Annotated in this window: 27 protein-coding genes and 2 riboswitches; of the genes, 20 read left to right on the top strand and 7 right to left on the bottom strand. The window is 36.5% G+C overall.

Annotation, left to right across the window (positions count from 1 at the left end):
• Position 1 precedes the first annotated feature (1 nt).
• From GKP30_RS15905 to GKP30_RS15890, 4 genes are all read left to right on the top strand, one after another.
• Positions 2–562, top strand: a complete 561-nt coding sequence (locus GKP30_RS15905) for a stage V sporulation protein AE (RefSeq protein WP_216830446.1) — start codon at positions 2–4, stop codon at positions 560–562.
• Between the two features lie 3 nt (positions 563–565).
• Positions 566–2,044 carry a spore germination protein gene (locus GKP30_RS15900; RefSeq protein ID WP_328703171.1) on the top strand — a complete coding sequence of 493 codons (1,479 nt, stop codon included), beginning with the start codon at positions 566–568 and terminating at the stop codon, positions 2,042–2,044.
• Between the two features lie 92 nt (positions 2,045–2,136).
• Positions 2,137–2,316: riboswitch (Lysine riboswitch) on the top strand.
• 200 nt (positions 2,317–2,516) lie between these two features.
• Positions 2,517–3,836, top strand: coding sequence for a diaminopimelate decarboxylase (gene lysA / locus GKP30_RS15895; protein WP_216830445.1), 1,320 nt, complete (start codon positions 2,517–2,519; stop codon positions 3,834–3,836).
• A 258-nt stretch (positions 3,837–4,094) separates the two neighbouring features.
• The gene (locus tag GKP30_RS15890; protein WP_216830444.1) at positions 4,095–5,051 is read left to right on the top strand and encodes a LysM peptidoglycan-binding domain-containing protein; all 957 of its coding nucleotides are present in this window, start codon (positions 4,095–4,097) and stop codon (positions 5,049–5,051) included.
• 334 nt (positions 5,052–5,385) lie between these two features.
• Here the strand turns inward: GKP30_RS15890 and bioA are convergent, their stop codons facing one another.
• Together bioA and bioD are read right to left on the bottom strand one after the other, a co-directional pair.
• On the bottom strand, positions 5,386–6,744 hold the full coding sequence (gene bioA, locus GKP30_RS15885) for an adenosylmethionine--8-amino-7-oxononanoate transaminase (RefSeq protein ID WP_216830443.1): 1,359 nt from the start codon (positions 6,742–6,744) through the stop codon (positions 5,386–5,388).
• Entirely contained in the window at positions 6,719–7,462 is a 744-nt protein-coding gene (bioD, locus tag GKP30_RS15880) for a dethiobiotin synthase (RefSeq protein WP_216830442.1), read from the bottom strand. Before bioD ends, bioA begins: the two co-directional genes overlap by 26 nt.
• Before the next feature lie 215 nt (positions 7,463–7,677).
• Here bioD and GKP30_RS15875 point away from each other — a divergent pair, with 215 nt between their 5' ends.
• The 7 genes from GKP30_RS15875 (at position 7,678) to GKP30_RS15845 (ending at position 13,680) form a co-directional block, all read left to right on the top strand.
• Positions 7,678–8,262 carry a biotin transporter BioY gene (locus GKP30_RS15875; RefSeq protein WP_216830441.1) on the top strand — a complete coding sequence of 195 codons (585 nt, stop codon included), beginning with the start codon at positions 7,678–7,680 and terminating at the stop codon, positions 8,260–8,262.
• Between the two features lie 93 nt (positions 8,263–8,355).
• A complete protein-coding gene (locus GKP30_RS15870) occupies positions 8,356–8,790 on the top strand; it encodes a peptidylprolyl isomerase (RefSeq protein ID WP_216830440.1) in 435 nt (144 codons plus the stop codon).
• 305 nt (positions 8,791–9,095) lie between these two features.
• Positions 9,096–9,245: riboswitch (FMN riboswitch) on the top strand.
• A gap of 288 nt (positions 9,246–9,533) precedes the next feature.
• Positions 9,534–10,622: a bifunctional diaminohydroxyphosphoribosylaminopyrimidine deaminase/5-amino-6-(5-phosphoribosylamino)uracil reductase RibD gene (gene ribD, locus GKP30_RS15865; RefSeq protein ID WP_216830439.1), complete on the top strand. Its 1,089-nt coding sequence runs from the start codon at positions 9,534–9,536 to the stop codon at positions 10,620–10,622.
• Between the two features lies 1 nt (position 10,623).
• A complete protein-coding gene (ribE, locus tag GKP30_RS15860) occupies positions 10,624–11,277 on the top strand; it encodes a riboflavin synthase (RefSeq protein ID WP_216830438.1) in 654 nt (217 codons plus the stop codon).
• Positions 11,278–11,292: 15 nt separating this feature from the next.
• Positions 11,293–12,486 (top strand): bifunctional 3,4-dihydroxy-2-butanone-4-phosphate synthase/GTP cyclohydrolase II, encoded by a 1,194-nt coding sequence (locus tag GKP30_RS15855; protein ID WP_216830437.1) that lies wholly within the window; start codon positions 11,293–11,295, stop codon positions 12,484–12,486.
• Between the two features lie 102 nt (positions 12,487–12,588).
• Complete coding sequence (gene ribH / locus GKP30_RS15850) at positions 12,589–13,059, top strand: 6,7-dimethyl-8-ribityllumazine synthase (RefSeq protein WP_216830436.1); 471 nt, start codon at positions 12,589–12,591, stop codon at positions 13,057–13,059.
• A gap of 273 nt (positions 13,060–13,332) precedes the next feature.
• Entirely contained in the window at positions 13,333–13,680 is a 348-nt protein-coding gene (locus GKP30_RS15845; RefSeq protein ID WP_216830435.1) for a GNAT family N-acetyltransferase, read from the top strand.
• A gap of 101 nt (positions 13,681–13,781) precedes the next feature.
• On the opposite strand, the gene GKP30_RS15840 is transcribed toward GKP30_RS15845, so the two are convergent.
• The gene (locus GKP30_RS15840; RefSeq protein WP_216830434.1) at positions 13,782–14,303 is read right to left on the bottom strand and encodes a DUF309 domain-containing protein; all 522 of its coding nucleotides are present in this window, start codon (positions 14,301–14,303) and stop codon (positions 13,782–13,784) included.
• Between the two features lie 140 nt (positions 14,304–14,443).
• Between GKP30_RS15840 and GKP30_RS15835 the strand changes: the two genes are divergently transcribed.
• The 4 genes from GKP30_RS15835 to GKP30_RS15820 all read left to right on the top strand — a co-directional run bounded on the left by GKP30_RS15835 (position 14,444) and on the right by GKP30_RS15820 (position 17,169).
• The gene (locus GKP30_RS15835) at positions 14,444–15,211 is read left to right on the top strand and encodes a segregation/condensation protein A (protein ID WP_216830433.1); all 768 of its coding nucleotides are present in this window, start codon (positions 14,444–14,446) and stop codon (positions 15,209–15,211) included.
• A gap of 14 nt (positions 15,212–15,225) precedes the next feature.
• Positions 15,226–15,831 (top strand): SMC-Scp complex subunit ScpB, encoded by a 606-nt coding sequence (scpB, locus tag GKP30_RS15830; RefSeq protein ID WP_216830496.1) that lies wholly within the window; start codon positions 15,226–15,228, stop codon positions 15,829–15,831.
• A 233-nt stretch (positions 15,832–16,064) separates the two neighbouring features.
• Positions 16,065–16,451, top strand: coding sequence for a hypothetical protein (locus GKP30_RS15825; RefSeq protein ID WP_216830432.1), 387 nt, complete (start codon positions 16,065–16,067; stop codon positions 16,449–16,451).
• A gap of 226 nt (positions 16,452–16,677) precedes the next feature.
• Positions 16,678–17,169 (top strand): DUF3907 family protein, encoded by a 492-nt coding sequence (locus GKP30_RS15820; RefSeq protein ID WP_216830431.1) that lies wholly within the window; start codon positions 16,678–16,680, stop codon positions 17,167–17,169.
• A gap of 28 nt (positions 17,170–17,197) precedes the next feature.
• On the opposite strand, the gene GKP30_RS15815 is transcribed toward GKP30_RS15820, so the two are convergent.
• Complete coding sequence (locus GKP30_RS15815; RefSeq protein ID WP_216830495.1) at positions 17,198–18,004, bottom strand: DUF2935 domain-containing protein; 807 nt, start codon at positions 18,002–18,004, stop codon at positions 17,198–17,200.
• A gap of 131 nt (positions 18,005–18,135) precedes the next feature.
• Here GKP30_RS15815 and GKP30_RS15810 point away from each other — a divergent pair, with 131 nt between their 5' ends.
• Complete coding sequence (locus GKP30_RS15810; protein WP_216830430.1) at positions 18,136–19,029, top strand: superoxide dismutase; 894 nt, start codon at positions 18,136–18,138, stop codon at positions 19,027–19,029.
• Positions 19,030–19,064: 35 nt separating this feature from the next.
• Here GKP30_RS15810 and GKP30_RS15805 read toward each other — a convergent pair whose 3' ends face one another.
• The 3 genes from GKP30_RS15805 to GKP30_RS15795 all read right to left on the bottom strand — a co-directional run bounded on the left by GKP30_RS15805 (position 19,065) and on the right by GKP30_RS15795 (position 21,916).
• Positions 19,065–20,639 carry an alkaline phosphatase family protein gene (locus GKP30_RS15805; RefSeq protein ID WP_216830429.1) on the bottom strand — a complete coding sequence of 525 codons (1,575 nt, stop codon included), beginning with the start codon at positions 20,637–20,639 and terminating at the stop codon, positions 19,065–19,067.
• An 11-nt stretch (positions 20,640–20,650) separates the two neighbouring features.
• Positions 20,651–21,337, bottom strand: coding sequence for a DUF421 domain-containing protein (locus GKP30_RS15800; RefSeq protein WP_216830428.1), 687 nt, complete (start codon positions 21,335–21,337; stop codon positions 20,651–20,653).
• An 84-nt stretch (positions 21,338–21,421) separates the two neighbouring features.
• Complete coding sequence (locus GKP30_RS15795) at positions 21,422–21,916, bottom strand: hypothetical protein (protein WP_216830427.1); 495 nt, start codon at positions 21,914–21,916, stop codon at positions 21,422–21,424.
• Between the two features lie 138 nt (positions 21,917–22,054).
• On the opposite strand from GKP30_RS15795, the gene GKP30_RS15790 reads away from it, so the two are divergent.
• The 4 genes from GKP30_RS15790 (at position 22,055) to spoVAD (ending at position 24,341) form a co-directional block, all read left to right on the top strand.
• Positions 22,055–22,258: a DUF1657 domain-containing protein gene (locus GKP30_RS15790; protein ID WP_216830426.1), complete on the top strand. Its 204-nt coding sequence runs from the start codon at positions 22,055–22,057 to the stop codon at positions 22,256–22,258.
• A 134-nt stretch (positions 22,259–22,392) separates the two neighbouring features.
• On the top strand, positions 22,393–22,839 hold the full coding sequence (locus GKP30_RS15785; protein WP_236035138.1) for a YhcN/YlaJ family sporulation lipoprotein: 447 nt from the start codon (positions 22,393–22,395) through the stop codon (positions 22,837–22,839).
• A 15-nt stretch (positions 22,840–22,854) separates the two neighbouring features.
• Positions 22,855–23,334 (top strand): stage V sporulation protein AC, encoded by a 480-nt coding sequence (gene spoVAC / locus GKP30_RS15780; RefSeq protein WP_216830425.1) that lies wholly within the window; start codon positions 22,855–22,857, stop codon positions 23,332–23,334.
• Positions 23,334–24,341, top strand: a complete 1,008-nt coding sequence (spoVAD, locus tag GKP30_RS15775; protein ID WP_216830424.1) for a stage V sporulation protein AD — start codon at positions 23,334–23,336, stop codon at positions 24,339–24,341. Before spoVAC ends, spoVAD begins: the two co-directional genes overlap by 1 nt.
• Positions 24,342–24,343: the final 2 nt, after the last annotated feature.

The raw sequence follows: 24,343 nt of genomic DNA, 5'->3' as shown, positions 1-24,343 counted from the left end.
GATGAAACAACGAAAAAGAGTGATTTTAATTACCGATGGAGATGAGTCTGCTAAAAAGGCAGTTCAACATGTTGCTAAAGAAATAGGAGGTAGATGTATTTCAAGTTCTGCTGGAAACCCGTCTACTTTAACTGGAGAAGAATTAGTAAATCTAATTCAAAAGACTCCCTATGACCCAATACTTGTTATGTTCGATGACTGTGGTTATAAAATGGAGGGCCCAGGAGAACAGGCGCTAAGGTATGTAGCTAGTGATCCAACTATTGAGGTGATTGGTGCTATAGCTGTCGCATCACATACTCACTTTGCTGAATGGACTAAGGTGGATGTTTCAATTGATCGATTTGGGAAGTTAACAGAATTTGGTGTTGATAAAAATGGATTGCAGGATATTGAAATAGGGAGAATAGATGGCGATACAGTCTATATTTTAGATGAATTGGAAATTCCTATCGTTGTTGGTGTTGGTGATATTGGAAAGATGGGAGGTTTTGATACTATCGAAAAAGGTGCCCCAATTACGAGGAAGGCTGTTGAACTTATATTAGAACGGAGGGGATAAAAGGTGAGTAAAAATTTAATTAACCCTGAAAAGCAACCGATAACTAATAATATATTCGATAATGAAACAGCAATTAAAAATCGTATTGGTATTGGTACGAGCTTTGATGTTGGGATTAGAAAGTTCAATATATTAGGAAAACAAATTCAAGTGTATTTTGTTAATGGCTTGTGTGATACACAATTCATTATTGAATTGTTTAAAGAATTAAGTAGGCTTGGTGTAAGAAATGAAAAAAACCAAAATGTAAAACAAGCAATTGAAAATCATTTAGTTCACCAACAAGTTGAAACGGTCAAAACAATTGATGATGCGATTACGCAAATGTTATCTGGCTTGATCTTTATTCTTCTTGAAGGTGAAGATGAGGCATTTGTTGTTGATGTGAGAAGTTATCCTGGCAGAGGCCCTGATGAACCAGATACGGAGCGAGTTGTAAGAGGGGCTCGTGATGGGTATACAGAAAATATCATTCAGAACACAGCACTTACACGAAGAAGGATCCGGGATGAACGATTACGTAATGAAATTATGCAAGTTGGGGTCCGTTCCAAAACGGATGTTTGTATATCTTATATTGAAGATGTAGCTGACCCTGACCTGGTAAAAATCATAAAAAAAGAGTTAGAGTCTATAGAAATAGACGGACTAACTATGGCAGATAAAGTTGTTGAAGAATATATTGTTAAACAAGGCTTTAATCCATTCCCGCTTGTAAGGTATACGGAAAGACCAGATGTTGCAGCCACCCATTTATTTGAAGGACACGTAATCATAACGGTTGATACATCACCAAGTGTAATTATTACACCTACTACTTTATTCCATCATGTTCAACATGCCGAAGAATATCGTCAAGCTCCTGCTATAGGAACCTTTTTAAGATGGGTACGTTTTTCAGGGATGATTTTAGCCTTGTTTATTCTCCCACTTTGGTTGCTGTTTGTTATGCAACCTAATTTGTTACCAGAGATGTTAGAATTTATTGGTCCAAATGAAACAACAAATGTTCCAGTTTTTGCACAAATTGTACTTGCTGAAATTGGGATAGAATTGTTGAGGATGGCTGCTATTCATACTCCGTCTCCTCTTGCGACCGCATTAGGGTTAGTAGCGGCGTTATTAATTGGTGAAATTGCAATCAATGTAGGATTATTTGTACCAGAAGTAATTCTATATGTTGCATTAGGAGCGATTGGAACATTTGCTACACCGAGTTATGAATTAGGAATAGCGATGAAAGTAGCAAGACTTGTATTATTGTTAGTTGTGGCTATCTTTAAATTACCAGGACTTGTTATTGGATCAACGGTATTTATTTTACTACTAACAATGATAAAGTCTTTAAATAAACCATATTTATGGCCATTGTTGCCATTTAACCCATCTGCTTTTTGGCAAATACTTGTTCGTGTGTCTGTCCCATCGATTAAACGTCGTCCTAGTATCGTTAGTCCAAAAGATCCGATAAAACAATCATAAAGGTTATATAAGAGGAATCCGATATTGCCACGTAGCAAGGATTATGTTAAAGTGTACCTATTAATTGTATAAGTCCCTCATTTCTTTATGAAACACGGGGTAGAGGTGCAGTGAGAATGAGTATGTCTGAAGAGCGAGATGGAAGCAATGAAACAGACAGAAAGGTCGATTTGCCGAAGTGGAATAATAGCACCATCCTATTTTTTCACTGGGGTGTCATTAAATAGGTGACACACTGTCACTGTAATATACAGTGGAGTACTATTCTATAAATGAGGTTACTCTTGCTATGGATCGGTCATAACAGCTAGTGTAACTACATTAGCTGTTTTTTTGTTAACCAAATAGGTAGGTATCTCACCTTTCAATTATACAATTAGAATATAAAACGGATCTCCAATCTCTCATATATAGAAGGAGCCTTATCTATATGTGTTGATTGTTAGTGATGCGAAGATAGGAGAGAGAAACGATGCACTTACATGGTACAAGTAGAATAAATGACTTAGGCCACCTAGAGATTGGTGGTATCGATACAGTTGAACTCGCGAGTAAATATGGAACTCCTCTTTTTGTTTACGATGTATCGTTAATACGTGAAAAAGCGAAAGCGTTCAAAGAGGCTTTTAGCGAACTTGGGGTAAAAAGCCAAGTTGCATATGCAAGTAAAGCATTTAGTTGCGTTGCAATGGTTCAACTTGCAAATGAGTTGGAATTGAGTTTAGATGTCGTATCTGGTGGGGAACTTTATACGGCGATGGTAGCTGGCTTCCCAATGGAGCGTGTTCACTTTCATGGGAATAACAAAAGTCCAGACGAAATAGATATGGCAGTTCGTGCTAATATCGGTTGCTTTGTAGTAGATAATTTCTATGAATTAGAATTGTTAAAGCAAGCTGCAATTAAACATCAGCGGAAGGTTTCTATCTTACTAAGAACGACTCCAGGGGTAGAAGCGCATACACATGATTATATTACAACGGGTCAAGAAGACTCCAAGTTTGGCTTTGATTTAGTAAGTGGTCAAGTTAATCGTGCAATCGAGTGGGCGATGGACTGTGAAGAACTTGAACTATTAGGGATTCATTGCCATATTGGCTCACAGATATTTGAAACAACAGGTTTTGTTATGGCTGTTGAAAAGCTGTACAGCTATATTGAAGATTGGTCTAAGACATCAAATTTCGACTTGAAGGTGTTAAATTTAGGCGGCGGCTTTGGAATACGTTATATTGAAGGTGATGAGCCATTACCTGTAGGACAATATGTGAAAGCAACAATTGAAGCTGTTCAGCACCATGTTAATAAGTTAAATTTAACAATGCCTGAAATTTGGATTGAACCTGGGCGTTCACTCGTAGGTGATGCAGGAACAACTCTATATACACTAGGATCGCAAAAGGATATACCGAATGTTCGTCATTATCTTTCTGTAGATGGAGGAATGACAGATAACCTTCGTCCTGCTTTATACCAAGCGAAATACGAAGGCATTTTAGCTAATCGTGCAATTGATCAAGTAGAAGCGAAATATTCAATAGCAGGTAAATGTTGTGAAAGTGGCGATATGCTCATTTGGGACTTACCTCTACCAAAAGCAAACCATAAAGATATTTTAGCTGTTTTTTGTACGGGTGCATATGGTTACTCAATGGCTAACAATTATAACCGAATTCCCAGACCAGCTGTTGTATTTGTTGAAGATGGGGACGCGCAATTAGTAATAGAAAGAGAAACATATGAAGACGTGGTTCGCTTTGATTTGCCACTAAATACTAAACAAAAAGTGTAAGAATGACTAGAGGTCCACTCTCATATACGAGGGTGGATTTTTTTATGATGGCGCTGTTCCTTAAAGGGGTTTGAATTTACTTCTCACACAAAGATCGAAAATCTACGTTTATTTAATTATAGGCTTTAACATAGCTTGTAAGAATATGCCGTCTGCTCATTGCTATCCTAAATATAGTAGAAGTTGGGAGTTACCCTAGCAACCTACTAATGTTTTGAAGTCAAATTCGCTTTATGATAGACGACAGGAGGCGAATTTATGAAAAAAATATTAATTGCACTTGTAGCACTCATGTTTTTACTACCGTACCAAGCTTTTGCACACTCTCATACGCTCGCAGATCGAATTATTGAAAGTGGAAAAAGGTATATTGGCACACCGTATCAATTTGGTGCACCTTTAGGAAATACTTCGAGCTTTGACTGTTCTTCTTTTACAGCAACCATTTTTGGGGAACATGGAATTACTCTGCCTCGAGTTAGTCGTGATCAGGCAAGAGTAGGGGTACAGGTCTCATTACAGCAACTACAAAAAGGCGATTTATTGTTTTATGATACAAACTTTGATGGTCAAATTAATCATCTTACCGTATACATAAATAATAATGAGATGATTCACGCTTCTAGTAGTCGTGGTGTTCATATCACCAATCCTTTTTCTAATTACTGGAATGATCGTTTTGTAACGGCTCGTCGAGTTATTCCTGTAGAACAATCTGTTGCTCCCACTCAAAGTAGTAGAGCTTCAACATACGTAGTGAAATCAGGAGATACTTTATCACTAATTGCAAGAAACCATGGTGTTACGGTGCAACAGTTGAGAGATTGGAATCGTTTAACTTCTGATATAATTTTCCTCGGTCAAACATTACAAGTACAACCATTAAATCAAGCATCACCGTCAACACCAGCAACTAATCATTCAGGGGCTATATACACAGTTAAAGCAGGTGACAGTTTATGGACTATAAGTAGAACGTATAATGTTACGGTAAATCAATTGATGCAATGGAATAACCTTACTTCTTCTGTCATTCATGTAGGGCAACCATTACAAATTAGCTCAACTCCATCTCTAAAAATATATACGGTTCAAGCTGGCGATAGTTTATGGGGAATCGCAACACGAAATGGAACAACGGTTCAGGCGATTACCGAGCTGAATCAATTACAATCAACGGTTATTCATGTCGGTCAGACTCTTAGATTACCATAAATAATAGGGATGATAACACGTAAAAAAGCTGAAGGCCTAATCATGGTTCTTCAGCTTTTCTATATTCAGTTCCAGGTGCCATCTGCTCGAGGTCGCTTCGGTCCATCAAACGTGTCCAAAGAGCAGGACACTAATTGCTGGTCCTCCAGCGCTTGTCGCCGATAAGCAGGCACCTTCCACTTTTCTATGTCTAGTTCCAGCGCCTAGCGTCTAGTGGACTTCGCTCTCCTCTTTACGATAAGTCAACATCAGCTCGTTGACACTCACTGTGTATCCTTTATCTCATACGGAGGGCTCCAGTCCATACGCCGCTAACCAGCCGCTTCCACTTTTCTTATCTAGTTGTTAATACTTCGGTTGTTTGTTTGATCGCTTGTTTCATAATGGTAATCATTTGTTCTAGTTCCTCGTATGAAGTAGCAAGAGGTGGCATAAAGACTATGACATCACCTAATGGACGAGATAACATTCCGAGTTCACGCATTTTTAATGTAGCTTTATAACCGATACGGTCACCCCAAGGGAATGGCTCTTTCGTTTGTTTGTCTTTTACAAGCTCGATACCGACCATTAATCCAAGTTGACGGATGTCACCAACGTGCTCAAGTTCGGTTAAGGTTTGTAGTTTCTCGGAGATAAATTTCGCTTTTTTCTGTACATTATTAACAATGTCTTCTTCTTTAAATAGTTTAAGATTTGCAAGGGCAGCGGCACAGCCTAATTGGTTACCTGTATAGGAGTGACCATGAAAGAACGTTTTTAGTTCTGTGTAATCCCCGTAAAAGGCCTCATACACTTTTTCACTTGCCATCGTTGCTGCGATAGGTAAATACCCACCAGTAATTCCTTTTGCAATCGTCATCAAGTCAGGCTGAACATTTTCATGCTCGACGGAAAACATTTTTCCTGTTCGGCCAAAGCCAGTAGCAACCTCATCAACAATTAGTAAAATGTTGTATTTGTTACATAGCTCTTGGATACCTTTTAAATAACCTTTAGGCATAACATTCATTCCACCTGCTCCTTGGATCATTCCTTCGATGATAAAGGCCGCGATTTCTTCATGTTTTTCTGAAAAGAGCTGTTCAACTTCAAGTAAACACTCATTTTTTATTGTTTCTGGGTCAGAAGGTTCATTTCGATAGACATTTGGAAAAGAGACCTTATAACTATCAAACATCAATGGGTGGTAAACAGTGTGAAAAATATCGACTGCACCTACACTGATGGCACCAACCGTATCACCATGGTAACCATTCTTTGTTGTAACAAACTTTTGTTTATTCGTTTTGCCAAGATTTCTCCAATATTGAAAAGCGAGCTTTAAGGAAATTTCAACAGCTTCTGCGCCACTGTCCGAATAAAAAACACGTGTTAAATTATCAGGTGTAATTTCTACTAACTTTTCTGCTAGCTCGGTAGCTGGTACATTTGATGCGCCTAACAAAGTAGAGTGAGAGATTTTAGTAAGTTGTTCTTTAATTGCTTCGTCAATCTCATGTTTACGGTGACCGTGGACATTAAGCCATAGAGAGGAGTATCCATCTAAGTACTTTTTTCCATAAATATCAGTTACATAAACGCCTTCCCCTTCTGAAATAATTAAAGGATCTTCCTCGTAATCTTTCATTTGGGTAAATGGCAGCCATAAATATTTTTTACTTTTTTCAATCATATTGTTTGCTTCGTTCATAAGCTTGTTCCTTCCACCTTTCAATAATATAATCAATGTTTATCTTTTCGATTAAATGTGTACAGATGTCTTTTTCATCTAGTCGTTGTTCTAAGTTTTCAACATACGGAAGTTTTCCTATAACGGGTACATCAGTCATTTTTTCAATCATATCAATGTTTTCTTGTTGTGCTACAGTTTCACTTTCTATAAACCCACTCATAACAATTCCTGTAATGGGTAGTCCTAGTTGTCGTATGTATTGCACCGTTAATGTTGTATGGTTGATCGTTCCTAAACCAGCTCGTGCAACAATGATTACTGGAAGTTTTAGCTCTTTCATTAAATCCGAAACACAGTATGTTTCATTGATTATAGGTACAGCAACACCGCCCGCACCCTCTACGAGTATGCAATCGCATGAATTAGTAATATTACGAAAATCTTTATAAATACGGTCTTTTTCAATTGTGACCTCGTCCCAACGTGCAGCTAGATGGGGAGACACAGGGGCTTTAAGTAAATAAGTGTAGCTATGGGGAAATGTTTTTCTGTTCACCTTTTCATACATATCAACATCAGGTGCAAAAAGCTGCTTTTCCCTATATTCTGCACCACTTTGTACAGGCTTATAAGGAATTGTATTTGTGCCTTTTGCATTTAAAGCAGATGAAAGTAAACTAGTAACAATTGTTTTGCCAACATCGGTATCAGTTCCTGTTATAAAAAAACCAGCCATAAATTCACCCTTCCTAAGTTTAGTAAACTAAATTTAATAGAAAGGTTAACATTAAAATTGTAAAATTTCAACAATTAACTATAAATAATATTTAATTTACTAGTAGGGTTCTCTCGAATAGGTAATATTGTAAACCTTTAATAAGTTTAAGTTGACAATGTTTATTTTAATAGACTACTATTACTATAAAATGGTAGGTAAAGGTGGAAAGTGGAATGAAATTAAAACCGTTTGAAATATCAGTGTCTGGATTATTTGTGGCATTAATGGCAATCGGCGCTAATATTGCACCTTATTTAACAATAGGTGGTGTACCGATTACTTTACAGCTATTATTTGCTATATTAGCGGGAACGTTATTAGGGAGTCGGCTTGGGGCAATCTCTATGACTGCCTACATGGTAATCGGATTAATTGGGGTACCCGTATTTGCTCAATTTAAAGGAGGATTTGCAACTCTTTTAGGGCCAACCTTTGGATTTGTTGTTTCCTTCATTTTTGTGGCCTATGTTGCAGGTAAACTGGTTGAAGCAAAAACTAAACCGAAGCTCACTGCATTTTTCATGGCTTCATTCATTGGTTTAATACTAAATTACTTAATAGGAACCCATTGGTTGTATGCTGCATTACGTTTTTGGTTAGAGACTCCAGAAGGGTTTAGTTATCTTATTGCTTGGTCATGGATGATACTTTATTTACCTCTAGATATTTTGGTAGTAACTGTCGCAGCTCTGATCTCACCTCGATTGTATCAAGTAATAAAAGGTTCAAGGTATCTTCAAAATCAGCGCGTCGCCTAAAAAAAATTTTCTAGTGGTTGAAAATTTCACATTGAGTTATTTTTATAGTAAAATGAAGCGAATGTGAAATAAACCTTTAGGAGGCTATACATAATGAAAAAAGGTAGTTTTAAATTTGAAAATGGGGAACAAATCGTTTTTGAATTATTCTCTGAGGCAGCACCAAACACTGTAGCGAACTTTGAAGAGTTAGCAAACAAAGGGTTCTATAATGGTTTAACATTCCACCGTGTCATACCTGGGTTTGTAGCTCAAGGTGGTTGCCCAATTGGTAATGGTACTGGTGGGAGTGGTAAAACAATTAAGTGCGAAACTGAAGGTAATCCGCATAAGCATGTGGCAGGTACTTTATCAATGGCACATGCAGGTAAAGATACTGGAAGCAGCCAGTTCTTCATCGTCCACGAACCACAACCTCACTTAGATGGTGTTCATACTGTATTCGGTCAGGTAGTAGAAGGAATGGACACAGTTTTACGTATTCATCAAGGTGACGTAATGTCTGAAGTAAAAGTTTGGGAAGAATAATAGTAAGGAGGTTGACTTAATATGAGTCAACCTCTATTTTTTTGTATTTTTGTAAAAGGCTCTAATTCTCAAGGAGGTTGTTCTTTGCGATCAGAACCAATAGCCATGCAATTACTTGGCTCTTCATGTTCTGCAAAAAAAGATACAAAAGCAACAATGCTTACAAAAACAGCTATGTAAAAAAAGACCTTATGACGATATTCATCTTGATAGCTGTAGGAAAGGCTTCCTTCTTTATGAATATCTTTTAGTTGACGAAACTTGTTAATTAAGGATACAATTTAAGAAATGAATAGGTTTTCATATTATTCCTTCGGGGCAGGGTGGAATTCCCTACCGGCGGTGATGAAACGATTAGTTTCTTAGTCCGTGACCCGTTATGATGATTATTCATAACGGTGGATCTGGTGAAACTCCAGGGCCGACAGTGATAGTCTGGATGGGAGAAGGAAGAGAAGAGCTCGAATGTGTACAGAGGTGGAATCTGTCTTATTTAGCATATCCATCTAAAAAATGTGTTTTTTGTACACCATACGAACGTTTATTTAGTGATGTCTTTTCTTTCGAATTCTTAATATAAAGAGGCTGTCCCAAATCAAGTGTACGATATTTCCTGTGTGGTGATATTGGTTAATTGATCTTTGGGCGCCTCTTTTTTGTTAGTAAGTTTTTTAGCAGCTGTCTAGCTCTGCCGAAGGTACGCTTTCGCAAGTTTTATTACATGATAGAAAGAGGCTAGGACAATGAATGACCGACAATATATGGAGCTTGCAATACAAATCGCTCGTTCTGCACAAGGGCAAACGACGCCTAATCCACTTGTCGGAGCTGTGGTTGTTAAAGAGGGACAAGTCGTAGGAATGGGAGCCCACTTAAAAGCAGGTGAAGCTCACGCAGAAGTACATGCTATTCAAATGGTGGGTACTAAAGTGGAAGGCGCTACAATTTATGTCACGCTAGAGCCTTGTAGTCATTATGGGAGAACACCTCCTTGTGCTGATTTAATTATTCAATCCCGCATAAAACGAGTGGTTATTGCAACAACTGATCCTAACCCTAAGGTTAGTGGAAAAGGAATAGAGAAGTTAAGGAATGCTGGTATAGAGGTTGAAGTCGGGTTATTGAAAAAAGAAGCCGATGAATTGAATGAAGTATTTTATCACTTTATAAAAACAAATAAGCCTTTTGTAACACTAAAGACTGCTGTAAGTCTTGATGGTAAAATTGCAACTGTTACAGGGGACAGTAAATGGATTACAAGTAGTGAGGCTAGAGAAGATGTTCATTATTTAAGACATACACACGACGCAATTTTAGTCGGTGTTGGAACCGTAATAGCAGATAACCCAAGTTTAACAACTAGGATCCCAAACGGAGGCAAAAATCCAATTCGGGTTATTTTGGACTCAAAATTACGGACCCCATTAGATGCGACGGTTGTTACAGATACTAAAGCAACAACGTGGATTATTACAACATATCATGCCGACAATATAAAGAAAGAACAACTAGAGCAATTAGGAGTGCGTGTACTCACAGTAGGAGAAAGCATTATAATTGATAAACTTCTTAACTTATTAGGGGAAAATGGTGTGACTTCTCTTTTTGTAGAAGGTGGTGCTACTGTAAATGCCAGCTTTTTAAAAGAGCGAGCAGTCAATCAAGTCATAACGTATATTGCACCTAAAATAATTGGTGGGAAGCTAGCGCCAAGCTCATTTGGTGGTGAAGGTTTCCAAATGATGTCTGAAGTGTTAGAACTTGAGCTTATAAAGGTTCAACAAATAGGCCCTGATATAAAAATTATTTCAAAACCAAAGGGGGCAAATTAGTATGTTTACAGGGATTATTGAGGAATTAGGTACTATTGAAAATATCCGTCAAAATAATGAAGCTATCGTGATGACGATCCAAGCAAATGAAATCCTAAAAGATGTCCATCTAGGTGATAGCATAGCTGTGAACGGTGTTTGTTTAACGGTTACATCTTTTGATAATCATAAATTTACAGTTGACCTCATGCCAGAAACTGTTAGAAGCACAAGTTTAAAGACTCTACAACGCGGTTCTAAGGTGAACCTAGAGAGAGCAATGGCTGCAAATGGCCGATTCGGTGGACATTTTGTATCAGGGCATGTAGATGGTATTGGAAAAATTAAAAAGCGAGAAGCTGTTGACAATGCAGTTTATTTTCAAATAGAGATTTCACCCGATTTGAGAAGATATGTTTTATTTAAAGGCTCAATTGCTGTGGATGGTACAAGTTTGACGGTATTTGGAGTAGATGAAACATCCTTCACGGTTTCAATTATTCCGCACACTTTAAGTGAAACCGTCATAGGTGCAAAGCATCCAGGGGATATTGTTAATATCGAGTGTGATATTGTCGGAAAATATATTGAACAGTTTATAACTGAAAGAGCAACACAGCAGGGAACGAAAAGTTCTCTAACAGAGAGCTTTTTAGAAGAGCATGGGTATAAATAATAAGGGGGGAATATAATGTTTGATCCTATTGAAGAAGCCATTTACGAATTAATGCAAGGTCGTGTTGTCATCGTATGTGACGATGAAGATAGAGAAAATGAAGGTGACTTTGTTTCACTAGCAGAAAAAACGACACCAGAAGTTATTAACTTTATGATTAAGTATGGAAGAGGTTTAGTTTGTGCTCCCATAACGGAGGAACGGGCAAAACAGTTGGATTTGTTCCCGATGGTTGACCATAATACAGACCCGCACGGCACCGCTTTTACTGTAAGTATTGATCATCATACAACAACAACTGGGATAAGTGCTCATGAGAGATCAGTAACAGTACAAGCGTTAATTGACGAAAATACTAAGAAACATCACTTCAAAAGACCAGGACATATCTTTCCGTTAGTAGCGAAAGATGGTGGAGTATTAAGACGTGCTGGGCATACTGAAGCAGCTGTTGATTTAGCTAGGCTATCAGGATCAAAGCCTGCTGGTGTGATTTGCGAAATAATTAAAGATGATGGAACGATGGCTCGTGTCCCAGATTTGCGAAAGATCGCTGATGAACATGATCTTAAGATGATCACTATTAAAGATTTAATCGAATACCGACATCGTAAAGATAAGTTAGTGGAAAGAGAAGTTGAGATTAATTTACCGACAGAATTTGGTGACTTTAAAGCAATTGGATATACGAATGTGTTAGATGGTAAGGAGAATATTGCTTTAGTTAAAGGTGAACTGTCTCCAGATGTTCCAACGCTTGTACGAGTTCACTCTGAATGTTTAACTGGTGATGTATTTGGTTCACATCGTTGTGATTGTGGTCCACAGCTTCACGCTGCCCTTGCACAAATTGAGCAAGAAGGAAGAGGGGTTCTTCTATATATGCGTCAAGAAGGTCGTGGAATAGGACTTATAAATAAGCTGAAGGCTTATAAGTTGCAAGAAGAGGGCTATGATACTGTTGAGGCAAATTTAAAGCTAGGCTTTGCTCCTGATCTTCGCGAATACGGTATTGGTGCACAAATCCTGAGGGATTTAGGGATTTCGAAAATGAGGCTATTAACGAATAATCCAAGGAAAATCACGGGGTTAGCTGGATATGGTCTCGAAGTTGTAGACAGAGCACCACTGCAATTACCACATAATGTTAATAATGAGGGATATCTAAAAACAAAGCATGAAAAATTAGGACATATGCTCCACTTCTAGGACTAATTCTAATTGAAAAAGGTTATAATTCGATCACATTAAAAACATTAAAATGGAAATAGAAGGGGAGACACCCCTTCTCATACATAAGGAGGAAATAGCATGGGTAAAGTATTTGAAGGAAATTTAGTAGGTTCAGGATTAAAAGTAGGAATAGTTGTCGGTCGATTTAATGAATTTATTACAAGTAAGCTATTAGGTGGGGCACAAGATGCATTGAAACGTCATGGTGTTTCAGAAGAAGATGTAGACATTGCTTGGGTTCCTGGAGCATTTGAAATTCCGTTAGCAGCCAAAAAGATGGCTGAAACGAATAATTATGATGCAGTAATTACACTTGGAACGGTTATTCGTGGGGCCACTCCTCACTTTGATTTCGTTTGTAATGAAGCTGCAAAAGGTGTAGGGAGTCTTTCACTTCAAACAGGTATTCCAGTTATCTTTGGAGTTTTAACTACAGATACAATTGAACAAGCTATTGAAAGAGCTGGGACAAAAGCAGGAAATAAAGGTTGGGAAGCGGCAGCGGCAGCTATAGAAATGGCTAACCTAAGTCGTTCTTTTAACCAATAGGCTTTCATACTAGACCAACAATCAGTATAAAAAAACTTTCATCACATACTTTTACATAAGAAGCATAGGTCAGACTTCACTGGCTTATGCTTTTTTTGACAAAAAACTACCTTTAACCTATTCACATTTTAATCGTTTTGACATATTTTATAAGTAACGTTTATCTTAATTTTTCAGAAACGACACACAATATCACATAAGAATATGATAAAATTTAGTTTGATAAGCTTATGCATCACTCACTGTTCTTAAAATGATTAAAGAGGGATTAATATGTTAATAAAATATAAATCTACTTATAGAAAGATTGCGATGGGGCTATTATCGTATATGCCGCAACAAAAACAGATTAAGACTTTACAAGAAACAATTGAAAAATATGAACACGATGAAAGATGGCAACTGTTTTTATGGAAAGAAGAAGATATCGTAGGTGTTATTGGTATTTTTGAAGATAGTGATGGAGACTTTGAATTATGCCATGTTTGTGTAAACCCATCTTTTCGAGATGAGGGGATAGGTAAACAAATGCTTCAAGCGTTACAAGAGAGAATTACTGGCACACTTAGACCTAATAAAGATACAAAAGAATTTTATTCTGCATGTTTATTAGATGTATAGAGGTTGCCCCATAGTGTAAGGCACCTCGAAGGTGTTATATACTTTTGTATGTAAAAACCTATAAAACGAGGGCCAAAACACTCAAGAGTTGCTTTTTTAAATTATGTTTTTCTATTCTTTAATTGTTTTTGTCTAGCTCTTTCATGTATGACGTCGTCCCTGTTACGCAGTGTATGTTTATTAATGAGATAAGTGTTGTTAAAATCACTCGGGCTGCACCAGCTTCGATTCTCTTTTTTGCATTGTTCTGTACAAGCTTCAAGAAGGCTTTTGTCTTCAATTGGGATGTTATAATCACTGTAGGGGAGCTTTTTCTCTATACTGTCCTTGATCTGAGGTAAGTCCAGTAATAATTGCTTACTATTTATTCCAAGTTCAGCTATTTTGGTTGTTTCCCTTTCTAATATACTTAGTGCACTTGAGATCATCTTTTTTGCACCCTCGTAGTTCTTTCGACGATAATGGTAAAGTCCAACAGCAATTTGAATAAACCCGACCCAAACCTTTTCTTTCCCCCCTTCTTCTGATTTCCAGTATTCCTCTAATACTTCATGACATTCGAAAAAATCACGTGAACTATGAAAATAAAGTAAATAATCAATAAATTCTTGTGGGTATTTCATTTTTTAAAATCCTCCATAGAATAAGTTAATTAAAGTGTATCATATGTATTTTTATTAAGAAAATAGTGTTTAAAAGCCCATCCATTAAAAAGTATGATATAATCCTGTCTAGCAAGGGTTTAATAGAAATTGGTGATGAAATGAACAGTCAGTATAGTGTTAAATTGGATACTTTTGAAGGTCCACTAGATCTGCTATTACATTTAATTAATCAGGCAGAAGTAGATATATATGATATTCCTGTAGCTAAAATTACGGATCAATATATGCAATATATTCGCACAATGCAGGAATTACAACTAGATATAGCGAGTGAATACTTAGTGATGGCAGCAACGCTATTAGCAATCAAAAGTAAAATGTTACTTCCTAAACAACAAGAAGAATTGAATATTGATGAAAGTTTTGAATTGGATGAAGAAGATCCACGTGAAGAACTAATGATGCGTTTAATTGAGTATAGAAAGTTTAAAGAGGCGGCAAATGAGCTTCAAGATCGTCAAGTTGAACGCTCGTTAATTCATACCAAACCTCCTGTTAATCTCGAAAGGTATTTTCCAAAAGAAGAGAGAAAAGAAGTAACATTAAAAGGTATTACTCTTTATGATATGTTAGATGCTTATCAATCCATGCTAAAACGAAAAAAATTACAAGCCCCAGTGGCAAAAACTGTTAAAAGTCAAGAGTATTCGATACAGTCACGAATGGGAGAAATTATGGAGGATTTAATACGTAATGGAGGAAAAAGAAATTTTTATTCATTGTTTCCCGTACGCGAAAAGTCCCATATAGTTATTTCTTTTTTGGCCTTATTGGAACTAATAAAGAAAAAATCCATTATTTGTGAACAGGAGAGAAATTTTTCTGACATCATGATCTACATCAAGGAGGAGGGGTCTATTCATTGACGCTATTTAATCCAATTGGTTTAACTGAGTTAAAAGGTATTATTGAAGGGTTATTATTCGTAGCTGGTGAAGACGGACTTACGGAAGAACAATTAGTTAACATTTTAAAAGTGGAAAGAGAAACGGTAAAAGATGCTTTAAACGATTTAGAAATTGACCTAAAAGACATGAACCGTGGAATGCAATTAATTGAAATAGCGGGTGCTTACCAACTAACAACGAAGCCAGAGCATGCACTTTATTTTCAACAATTAGTGGAAACACCAGGCCATACTGGATTGTCGCAGGCTGCTCTAGAAACATTAGCTATTGTTGCCTACAAACAGCCAATTACTCGTGTTGAAGTAGAGGAAATACGAGGAGTTAAATCTGAAAAGGCAATTCAAACTTTATCGACTAAGCTTTTAATAAAAGATGTGGGGCGTGCAGAAGGAAGTGGTCGGGCAATCTTATATGGAACAACAAAAGAGTTTTTAGATTGCTTTGGGTTAAAGTCTCTGAACGACTTACCACCACTACCGGAACAAGTGGAAGAGGGAATATTGGATGAAGATGCAGATTTATTTTTTAAGAAGTTTGAGGAAGGGATGGATAGTCTGTTAAGTGAGGACAATAGTTAAAATTAATATGGTATAATTAGTTAGGCTGTTCTTGCAATGTTAATCATGAACCGTACTTGAAATATAGACTAGCCATAATGGACAGACGAATTTGTCTATATGGCTTAAGTTTTATTCAAAAACTTTACGCAAAAAGCGTGAGAACCAAGTTTTCATTTAGTTACGGTCAAATAGCTGAAGCAACAATTTTAGCAATGAGCCTAAAACTATGTTTACAGTTAGGAGAGGTTGTTGTGATTATATTAAAGGCTGAAGGAATTGAACTTGAAAAGGAAAAACCCAACACGTCAGAAGATTTCTTTAATCGTTCTACTGTTATCTATACATTAGATGGTAATGAAAAACAGTTAAATGTGTTATATGTTCGATTCTTTGATGAGAAATTATCAGAAGTTTCTCCTTTTAATGAAGACCCTTTATTGGATATTAATGATAGGGAGGTAACATTTAAGGATATAGTTGCTTTAGTTTGCTTAATGCAAAACCCGGGTAATACAGAAAAGAAGCGAATTTATATAAATGAACTTAAAGAAATGGAGTCTTTGTTTAAAGACGTTGATCCAGAACAAATTAAAGAGATAATGACAAGTCTCGTCACACAAGGAAAGTGTCAATTGTAATATGTACATATAAAGCTGTATTAAATTCTTAGGCTGTTTTCGTAAACTTTGGTGTTGAGAAAAGATCCAATTCTTAAGGTGTTCTCGTCCTAAATGTCGTATAATATAATACAAATAGGTTGATTTCAAAACATAAGAAAAAGAGCATTTAGAACGGCTGTTTTCATAATCTTCGAGCCTGTAGAAAAACCCTTAATATAAAAGAAAAGTGGAGGTGTTTACACCGATGGGAAATACATTGGTTGAAAGCCAATTAACTTTAGCTCACGGTACGTTAAAAGGTATTTGTGAAAAAATCAGTGATTATTTAAATGAAACCAAATTAACAGAAATGTTAACTGAAGATAACCAAACAGATGAAGAGTTTTTTAAAGCAGTACTTTCTTCATTGCGTCGTGTGCTTGTATTTTGTGAAGAAGGTAAAGATGCAAGTGAAGTTATTTTAAATGGAAAGACATTTCGTAAGGCTGCTGCTGAAAAAACGTTATATTGGGTTTACCATAATTGCATAGAGGAATTTTTTAATCCTCGTATTGATAACTGGTATGAAGATAGCCGTTCTGCTTATACGGGAAAGAACGCAATTAAATTTACAAAAGCAGTACCCGATTCTTTAATGGATTTAATGAAGTCGATTGAAGGTCCATTCCAAACCATTCGTGAAGAATTAGAGTATTACGAAACGGATTTTCAAACAAAAATGCTACATTCTAAATAAGAAAAGTGCAGCAGATGCTGCACTTTTCTTATTCGTTTCTAGGGGTCGTTGGATCACAGTCTGGAGCAGTTGTTTCACTTGATTCGGCTAACTTCATTAAGTAGTAACATTCTTCTCTTGCCATATGATCAGCCATTAGTTCTGAAAATGTTCCTAACAATTTATTGTTCATTTCAAGTTCTTCAAGTTCTCTTAGAAAAACTTTAAATAGTTCAATTTCTAACTCCACTTGATTGTTAAAACGGTTTAATGCAGGGAATTTATCAACGTTGGCTCTTAAGTAACCTGCTAACTCTACAGCTTTTATATAAAAATCTTCGAATGTCTCTGTAAATTCTTCGCTCTTTTTACTTAATTTTTTTTCGACCATATCTAGTTCTCCTGTGATAGCATCAGCATGACCTGCTGCATCAAGGAGCCATACCAAATGGTGATGAAGAGGGTGAGAAATAGGAGGTATAGTACCCTCAACTATATATGGGAGGATCCGTAAATATTCATCGACTTCATTCACCATATGATTTAAGAATGTAGGAGGTAAACCGATTTCAATATCCCCCACTAAATGCTTGCGAATTAAATAAAGCTTAAATTCCCTAATACCTTTTGCTTGTTCTAAGGAAGACTCGGTAAGCTGTTGTAGCGTTTCACCGGTTAAATCTTGGCGTGCCACATCTAATAATTGATCAAATGTTTCAATATACTGTACTGCTATTTCAACTTCTTCCTTTTCAATTGGAGATAATGCATCTCGGATAAAACGTGCGTGGTCACCCAACACTTGAAGCCAGAAACGGTGTTCAAATAATGCTACCTTTTGAAAATTATTCAATATTACCCCTCCTCATTCTTCATCATCTATAAGATATGTTATAAACGCCTAGAAGGTTCCTTTCACAAATTAGGGTTGTTTAGGCATATAGTAAACCGATGATGACTGTACGTTTGAGGAGGAGACAATAAATAATGGAAGCATACTATAAGCAACTCCAAATATGGACTGGGAATTTAGAAGAGGCTTGGGCTCAAATAAACAAAGATATCATTAAAAGCTTAGATGACAATGAAGTTAGAGGCTTTGAAGAAAAATTAATTCGTGTTAAAGAATTATTAGAACAACGAACTAATAGTGATGAATTAGAATCTGTTGCACAGGGATTATATGCGAGTTGGGAGCGCGTAACCCAGAATCTTAACCGTGCTGAACATGGACAAAAGAGTGTTCCACTTCAACCTATACCGATTGGAGAACATCAACTACCGCCCCTGCCGTATAGTTATGAAGCACTTGAACCATATATTGCAGCTGAGATTATGCGATTACATCATCAAGAACATCATCAAAGCTATGTAGATGGATTAAATAAAGCAGAAAAAAAGATGGAAGAGGCGAGAAAGACAGGTGATTTTGATTTAATAAAACATTGGGAAAGAGAAGCTGCTTTCAATGGAGCTGGCCATTATTTACACACAATTTTTTGGAATGTGATGAGCCCTAAAGGTGGTGGCGAACCAAGAGGAGAATTTGCAAATCAACTTAGAAAAGACTTCAGCAGTTTTCAGCAATTTAAAAAGCATTTTTCAGAAGCGGCAAAAAAAGTAGAAGCGGTCGGTTGGGCGATATTAGTTTGGGCACCAAGAGCACATCGATTAGAAATTCTTCAGGCAGAAAAACATCAAAATTTAAGTCAGTGGGACGTTGTGCCATTATTACCACTCGATGTTTGGGAGCATGCGTACTATTTACAATATAAAAATGAACGTGAACAATACATTAATAATTGGTGGAATGTTGTTAACTGGCCACACGTGGATGAAAGATATAAAAAAGCTAGAGAGTTACGCTGGCAACCATTTTAACCAAAAAGAAGCTGACGCAAGCGTCAGCTTCTTTTTTATTCAAAAAACTGAAGAATGTAGTCTTTTAAATCAACCATACGCGGATTTTCAAATGGCTTCTCGGTTCCGGCAATAACGATAGCACCTAATGTATCATTTTTGTGTAAACCGCCATGTTCACCGCCATCTACATGTAAAGGTGCACCTTCTGATTGAAATGTATGACCTGGCTTTGCTACTAAAGCAACAGCTGGATGATGATTACTCTCCAAGGCTGTAATGAGTTGGTTTAAAACATCAGGGAAATCGGTATAACTTAATCGAGTATCATTTTCGTCAATTTCGAGCCCGACGATCTGTTCATTACCTTCCCATTCCCAAGTTTGGTCATAGCGATCCACCCATGGTCCACCAGACTTAAAGCGAAAGGCGTCATTATAATCTGGTGATAGGACATATACCCATTCTTCGTCCTTCCAAGAAGCAAATTCTATACGCTTATCTATCATCGCTGTTTCAGCTAGTGTAGGTAATAAACTGGTATTTTGTAACGGATAAATATAGGACATCCTATGATTATTTGCAATAACTATATCTCCTTGAAGTACATTGTCAGTTAAAGGCGCCACAGAATACTCCTGATATATATCATGTAGTGGTATAGACATGGCTAATTCATCATCTAGAAGTTTATCTTGACCATGATCTCCAAATATAATAAAAATATTTTCTTCTAATGCTTTATCCCAGCTTTCATAGCTATTTAATATTTCTTGGAAAAAGGCTTCTGCTTTTTCAAATCCTACCCTGTAATGTGGGCTATGATTATGGGCTTCTTTATCAAAATTTGGTAAAAATACAGCGAGAAAATCAGGCTGCTCCCCCTGCTTTATCATTTCACTTACGACCGTAACTGAATATTCATCATTTAATCCAAACTTTGATAAAAAGGTATCTGGGACATCTTTTCCTTCCATCACTTTTGGTTTTACAGCACTACCAAATGCTAATAAATCAGGACCTTTTGTTTGTAACGTTTCATTAAGATTTAACCATTGATCTAGGAGAACCGGTAAAGTCATGTCATGAGTTTTTAGTCCACGGTATAATAAGAAATTTACTGACCCAGTAGAGTAATTTTTTTGTTGTAAGATTTCATGAATTGTTGTCACCTGTGGACTAAGATGCGAATTGTTTAAATGATAAAGTGAATCAATTAAGCTTTGTTTCATTCCAAGTTTAACCATTTTTTCAATGGTTGAACCGTAATCGACTATTCTATTCTCGTCAGGTTTATACCAGACAAGACCAGGAACTTGATGGGCATCGGGCATTTCGCCTGTCATTAAGGTACTTTCAATAACTACAGACATTGAGGGAAATGGAGCAACTAAATCCTTATGATATTGTCCATTCTCTATTAAAAATTCAATCGCTGGTATTTTACCTTTTTCTTTACTATTATCAATGAGTGACCCCATCATAGAATCGATCATTACGAGAACGACTTTTTTATCTGGCTTAATCTTATCTTTTTCGAGCTGTTGAATAGATGCCCCGCCTTGATCGTTTCCTCCTTGGCATGCAGTTAAAAATAATATGATAATAACAATAAAAATTCGCAAAAACATGTTCCCACTCCTTATGAACTGTAAGTATTAATGTAAAGAGAGTCGCCCTCTAACCATTCTGCATAAAATACGTCCTTTTCATCAGTAATACCATGTGTAAACAGTTGTTGCTTTAACCAGGCTAGGTTATATCCACTTTCCCTTAAATTATCGAGCAAGATTTCACCATCAAGAATAAGAGTGATAGGGAGAGAAACTTTTTCTGGTTTAAGGTTTAAATCTTTTCTAATAGGTTGATCATATATAGATTTTTTTAAAATACTAACCGAACCATTAGCTTCTAAAATCCCATATTCCACTTCACGAATTGAAAAAACATCCTTTTCACGTAATAAATGTTGCAGTTGATTAATATCCAGGTGATTTTTCTTTAATTGATGGTAATCGATTTTTCCTTCACTAATAACAATGGCTGGTTTTCCTTCTAGAATACTTCTTGACGATTTATATTTTTGTGTAATCCACTCAACAGAGTAAATTAACGTTCCCCATATAAAGACAGCGTAAAGTACATATTGAAGTCCAATCTCTTTATCATAAATAGCGTTACCAACAAGTTCACCGAGTACTAGTGCTGAAATAAAATCAAATGGTGTAAGTTGAGTTATCTGAGTCTTTCCTAAAACTTTTGTAATTACTAGTAAAGCAAAAAAACCAGTAATAAGTTCTGTTGTTAGATATAAAAAGTTCGTATTCATGATCGACCTCAACTTATAAGAAAAGTTAATTATAGAATGTCCCAACAATGGAATAATTACTCAAAATAAAAAGGAGTGAGCAGATTAATGCTCATCTCCTTTTATTCGTTTAAGTAATTGATCAAGTTGTGGCAGCAATCGGTTCGAAACTGTATGTATCCTATGTACCTCACTTCCATCTATGTTAATTGAACCTTTAAATACCGTTTTTATTCTTCCTTGCTCAGTTTTCCAATGGGTTTCAATGTACTGGTGAAATAAATTCCAAAAATGAGTGATTGCCTCGATCTGTTTTGAATCAAATGCTTCAGCTAATTCCCTATTAGTTAGACCATGAGAAATTGGTGCATCTTCAATCAATTTTGGATGTAAGTTATTCACTTGTTTTGATATCGCTTCACGAACTTGTAAGGCTTGAACAAAAACATAAGATTTCCATTCCTCACAAAGTCGTTCCTTGTCGGCTAATTTAAAATTGGTCGGTTGTTGCAAAAGTTCCAGTTGTTCTTGCAGTATTTTTTTTTGTACAGATAAGGTACGGTACATAACTATAAGCAACATTAATATGGATAAGTTCACAATAAAACTCAAAAGGAAAAGAGATAACAACAATTTTTTCACTCCAAAAAGACATCCAGTATTTTACTACTATTTTTTACTTTTAATAATCAAATATTAGTATCGTAACATTTAATAATTTTTAGGAGGAACCACTACATGACAGTTGCAAGCCAAGTAAAACAAACATTAGCGGGATTAAAGAGTGCTCAAGCAAGTTTTGAAACATTTGCTCTTCAAACAGAAAATCAACAAGCTAAGCAAATGTTTCAAAATTTAGCACAACAAACACAAGGGATCGTTGATACATTATCTCCACGTGTTCAAGAAATTGAACAAGAAGAGCCGCAATATAAAAACTAATGTCTTCTCAAAAGGTTGGTGTTTCTACATCAACCTTCTTCTTACCATTATAACAATGAAGTTATTCATGTTACATAAATAAATGTTTATTTGTCAAACTAAATAAATAACAGCATTAGAATAGGGTGGTTACCATGAAAAATTCTTTTATGTTTACTTTAGCCTTTTTTGCATTAACTTGTACGCTAGTTGGTTGTGGACAAATGAATTTGCAACAACAAGAGCAAACTCCACTTTTTATCGGTGAAGAAGCAGTAGTAGATCAAACGCAAGCAGATAACGCCAAAAAAATTGTTCTTTCAATGGATGAAGTTATTGATGTAAGAGGTGTGGCAAATCAAGGGAATATTTATATCACGCCAGAAGTTAAACATTTTGATAGATTGCACCTCGAAGGAATTAGAAAAGATGGCTTTGACCGAGTAAAGAAACGTTATCCTAACGCTACAGTGTTTCTATCTACTGATAAAAAAATATTTATGGAACTTGAAAAGTTAGAAAGGCAATTAAAAGAAGGAAACATTACAAAAAAAGAGTTGGACAAACAGTTAAAAAAACTTGAAGAAGATATGAAAGGGTAAAGTGAGGAGCGAACTATGTCTGATCAAAAAAAGAAAAATTTAACCCCAGTACAACAAGAGTATCAAAAATTTGCTAGTGAACATGAAATTAAACGTCCTTGGTTAAAAAACTGTATTCGAGCGTTTTTTATAGGTGGTCTTATTTGTTTATTTGGTCAGTTTGTACAAACCTTTTTTTACACATTCTTTGATTTTACGGAGAGAACTGCGGGTAACCCAACGGTTGCTTTTCTGATTTTTCTTTCCGTCTTACTAACTGGATTTGGGGTATATGATCGAATTGCTCAAATTGCAGGTGCTGGAACAGCAGTACCTGTTACTGGCTTTGCTAACTCCGTTGCTAGTGCCGCTATTGAACATCGTACGGAAGGGTATGTGCTTGGAGTTGGTGGAAATATGTTTAAATTAGCAGGTTCTGTTATTGTATTTGGAACGGTTGCAGCGTTTGTCATCGCTATTATTAAAACGATTTTTATTCAATGGGGGGGATTATAATGCTAACTGGCCATCGAACTTGGACGTTTGAAACAAAGCCCGTTATCTTATCTACTGGTACTGTCGGTGGTCCATTTGAAGCGAACGGAAATATCCCTGAAGATTTTGATACGCTTCATGAAGATATGTGGATGGGACAAGACTCATATGAAAAAGCGCATCGTGTATTATTCGAGGAGGCTTGTAATAAAGCAATTGAAAAAGGTGGTATTGACAAAGAAGCTGTAGAATTTATTATCGCTGGGGACTTAGTTAATCAAATTACGCCAACAAGTTTTGCGTGTAGAACATTAAGTATCCCTTATATTGGATTATTTGGTGCCTGTTCAACTTCGATGGAAGGTTTAGCATTGTCAGCATTCATATTAAATGGTGGTGGAGCGAATTATATTTTGACGGGTTCTTCTAGTCATAATGCTGCTGTTGAGAAGCAATTTAGATACCCAACCGAATACGGTGCCCAAAAACCCCCGACTGCGCAATGGACTGTTACTGCATCGGGTGTTGGCTTATTAGGAAAAATAGGAAACGGACCAAAAGTAACCTCTGCAACCATTGGTAGGGTAGTTGATATGGGATTAAGTGATCCATTTAATATGGGGGGAGCTATGGCTCCCGCTGCTGTAGATACGATAGAAGCTCACTTAAGAGACTTACAGGTCGGTCCCGATTATTATGATGTAATAGCAACAGGAGACCTCGGTAAAATTGGTCATTCAATTGCGATTGATCTTCTTGCTAAACATGGTTTAGAGCTTACTGAAGAGCGTTTTCAAGATTGTGGTTTAATGATATATCGCGAGGGGCAGCCAGTTTTAGCTGGAGCGAGTGGTTCAGGTTGCTCTGCAGCAGTGACCTATGGTCACTTACTCAATCGTATGAAGCGAGGAGAAATAAACCGAATGTTAATAGTTGCAACCGGCGCTTTACTATCCCCCTTATCGTTTCAGCAAAAAGAAACGATCCCGTGTATTGCTCATGCAGTTGCTATCGAATCAGGGAGGTGACG

Origin of the sequence: Alkalihalobacterium elongatum, assembly GCF_019024285.1 — a bacterium.
Classification (GTDB): domain Bacteria; phylum Bacillota; class Bacilli; order Bacillales; family Bacillaceae_F; genus Alkalihalobacterium; species Alkalihalobacterium elongatum.
The sequence above is the reverse complement of the archived record's forward strand: the minus strand, read 5'-3'. Positions and strand labels throughout refer to the sequence as shown.

Bases quoted from the DNA above. Each gene is read 5' to 3' on its own strand.
- GKP30_RS15905 (WP_216830446.1), top strand. From the start codon at position 2: ATGAAACAACGAAAAAGAGTGATTTTAATTACCGATGGAGATGAGTCT.
- lysA (WP_216830445.1), top strand. From the start codon at position 2,517: ATGCACTTACATGGTACAAGTAGAATAAATGACTTAGGCCACCTAGAG.
- GKP30_RS15890 (WP_216830444.1), top strand. From the start codon at position 4,095: ATGAAAAAAATATTAATTGCACTTGTAGCACTCATGTTTTTACTACCG.
- bioA (WP_216830443.1), bottom strand. From the start codon at position 6,744: ATGAACGAAGCAAACAATATGATTGAAAAAAGTAAAAAATATTTATGG.
- bioD (WP_216830442.1), bottom strand. From the start codon at position 7,462: ATGGCTGGTTTTTTTATAACAGGAACTGATACCGATGTTGGCAAAACA.
- GKP30_RS15875 (WP_216830441.1), top strand. From the start codon at position 7,678: ATGAAATTAAAACCGTTTGAAATATCAGTGTCTGGATTATTTGTGGCA.
- GKP30_RS15870 (WP_216830440.1), top strand. From the start codon at position 8,356: ATGAAAAAAGGTAGTTTTAAATTTGAAAATGGGGAACAAATCGTTTTT.
- ribD (WP_216830439.1), top strand. From the start codon at position 9,534: ATGAATGACCGACAATATATGGAGCTTGCAATACAAATCGCTCGTTCT.
- ribE (WP_216830438.1), top strand. From the start codon at position 10,624: ATGTTTACAGGGATTATTGAGGAATTAGGTACTATTGAAAATATCCGT.
- GKP30_RS15855 (WP_216830437.1), top strand. From the start codon at position 11,293: ATGTTTGATCCTATTGAAGAAGCCATTTACGAATTAATGCAAGGTCGT.
- ribH (WP_216830436.1), top strand. From the start codon at position 12,589: ATGGGTAAAGTATTTGAAGGAAATTTAGTAGGTTCAGGATTAAAAGTA.
- GKP30_RS15845 (WP_216830435.1), top strand. From the start codon at position 13,333: ATGTTAATAAAATATAAATCTACTTATAGAAAGATTGCGATGGGGCTA.
- GKP30_RS15840 (WP_216830434.1), bottom strand. From the start codon at position 14,303: ATGAAATACCCACAAGAATTTATTGATTATTTACTTTATTTTCATAGT.
- GKP30_RS15835 (WP_216830433.1), top strand. From the start codon at position 14,444: ATGAACAGTCAGTATAGTGTTAAATTGGATACTTTTGAAGGTCCACTA.
- GKP30_RS15820 (WP_216830431.1), top strand. From the start codon at position 16,678: ATGGGAAATACATTGGTTGAAAGCCAATTAACTTTAGCTCACGGTACG.
- GKP30_RS15810 (WP_216830430.1), top strand. From the start codon at position 18,136: ATGGAAGCATACTATAAGCAACTCCAAATATGGACTGGGAATTTAGAA.
- GKP30_RS15805 (WP_216830429.1), bottom strand. From the start codon at position 20,639: ATGTTTTTGCGAATTTTTATTGTTATTATCATATTATTTTTAACTGCA.
- GKP30_RS15800 (WP_216830428.1), bottom strand. From the start codon at position 21,337: ATGAATACGAACTTTTTATATCTAACAACAGAACTTATTACTGGTTTT.
- GKP30_RS15790 (WP_216830426.1), top strand. From the start codon at position 22,055: ATGACAGTTGCAAGCCAAGTAAAACAAACATTAGCGGGATTAAAGAGT.
- GKP30_RS15785 (WP_236035138.1), top strand. From the start codon at position 22,393: ATGAAAAATTCTTTTATGTTTACTTTAGCCTTTTTTGCATTAACTTGT.
- spoVAC (WP_216830425.1), top strand. From the start codon at position 22,855: ATGTCTGATCAAAAAAAGAAAAATTTAACCCCAGTACAACAAGAGTAT.
- spoVAD (WP_216830424.1), top strand. From the start codon at position 23,334: ATGCTAACTGGCCATCGAACTTGGACGTTTGAAACAAAGCCCGTTATC.